The 1,527-nt window shown below is 61.7% G+C and carries 2 pseudogenes; one reads left to right on the forward strand and one right to left on the reverse strand.

Going from position 1 to position 1,527, the window contains the following annotated elements:
• Positions 1-444 (forward strand): annotated as a pseudogene (locus tag Q0331_RS07645) (glyceraldehyde-3-phosphate dehydrogenase); the annotation flags it as partial.
• Between the two features lie 196 nt (positions 445-640).
• Here the strand turns inward: Q0331_RS07645 and Q0331_RS07650 are convergent.
• A pseudogene (locus tag Q0331_RS07650) lies at positions 641-1,527 on the reverse strand (IS110 family transposase); the annotation flags it as partial.

Consider the following 1,527-nt stretch of genomic DNA (forward strand, 5'->3'; position numbering starts at 1 on the left):
ACCCTGAACATGGTTCTCACTGAGACTGGTGCCGCAAAGGCCGTCGCCAAGGCTCTGCCGGAGTTTGAGGGCAAGCTGACCGGTAACGCCATCCGCGTTCCCACCCCGGACGTTTCCATGGCGGTGCTGAACCTGACTCTGGACACTGAGGTCGACCGCGACGAGGTTAACAACTACCTGCGCGAAGTTTCCCTGAAGTCCGTCCTGCGCCAGCAGATTGACTACATCCACTCACCAGAAGTGGTCTCCACCGACTTCGTTGGTTCCACCCACGCTGGCATCGTCGATGGTCTGGCTACCATCGCCAACGGTAAGCACCTAGTGCTCTACGTCTGGTACGACAACGAGTTCGGTTACTCCAACCAGGTCATCCGCATTGCTGAGGAGATTGCCGGTGCTCGCCCGCGCGTCTACCCGAAGCGCAAGCACATCGACGAGCTGTAAGTCGGCGGTCCTGGGCTTGAGCTGTTGAGCCCTCGAACGCCCTCTTCCCCCTCCTAAACCACGGGGGTTGAGGCGATGGGGAGGGGCAGGGGAGGGGGGGACGGAGCTTTCGGTGCGGGAGGCCGCTATCGCCTACCGCTGGTGGACGTGGTTCTGCGCGGCTTCGGCGCGGATGCATGGGCCGGGGCGGTAGGGGATAGATGACGTTGCAGCGGCTCCGGGCAAGCCACATCACCGCGGCATTGTGCTTCTGTCCTTCAGCCCGTTTACGCAGGTAGTAGTCGCGCGATGCGGGATGGCAGTTCGACGCGATCCACGCCGATCGAAACATCGCGTTTTTCAACTGTTTATTGCCGGCCCTGGTGGGAAACTCGCCGCGGATCGACGTACCCGACTGCCGGGTGGTCGGCGCGATGCCGGCGTAAGTGGCCAAGTGCGCGGCGTCGGCGAAGTCCTGGCAATCGCCGATGGGCACCAAGATGTTGGAGGCGGTCGTGATGCCTACGCCGGGCATCGACATCAAGACCTGGGCAAGAGGGAACGATTCGAGCATCTCCTCGACTTGTCCGGCGATCGTGTCGCGCTGTGCTTGAAGCGCTTTGATGTTCGCCGCCAGCTGGGGAATGACCAATTCTGCTGCCGCAGTGCCGGGTACCGTGACAGTTTGCTCGGCAAGGGCAGCGAAAATTGCGAGGGTATCAGGGTCCTTCTTGGCGCGGTTGCGTATCCACTTCAGGATCCGGCCTCGACCTGCGGCGGTCAGTTTTGTCGGACCTTCGTAGTGGATGAGCGAGTCCAGCACCCAGCGTGCGCGAGAGAATCTCGCCTGCAAAGACGCGCTCGAGTGCGGGGTGAATCTGTGTGAGCACGCTGCGAAGGCTGTTTTTCGTTCGGGTGGCGTCTTTGGTGATGTCGTCGTGGAATCCGGCGAGCGTCTTCAGCGCTGCTAGTGTCTCGTCGTCGCGGTCGACTGTCCGCAGTGTGTGCGGCATGGTGCGGGCGGTGTCGGCGATGATGAATGCATCCCGGCGGTCGGTTTTTGATCGTCCAGGGTAGAGATCGGCTGCTTTTCGTATGGCTAGG

It is taken from the genome of uncultured Corynebacterium sp., from assembly GCF_937999985.1.
GTDB lineage: Bacteria > Actinomycetota > Actinomycetes > Mycobacteriales > Mycobacteriaceae > Corynebacterium.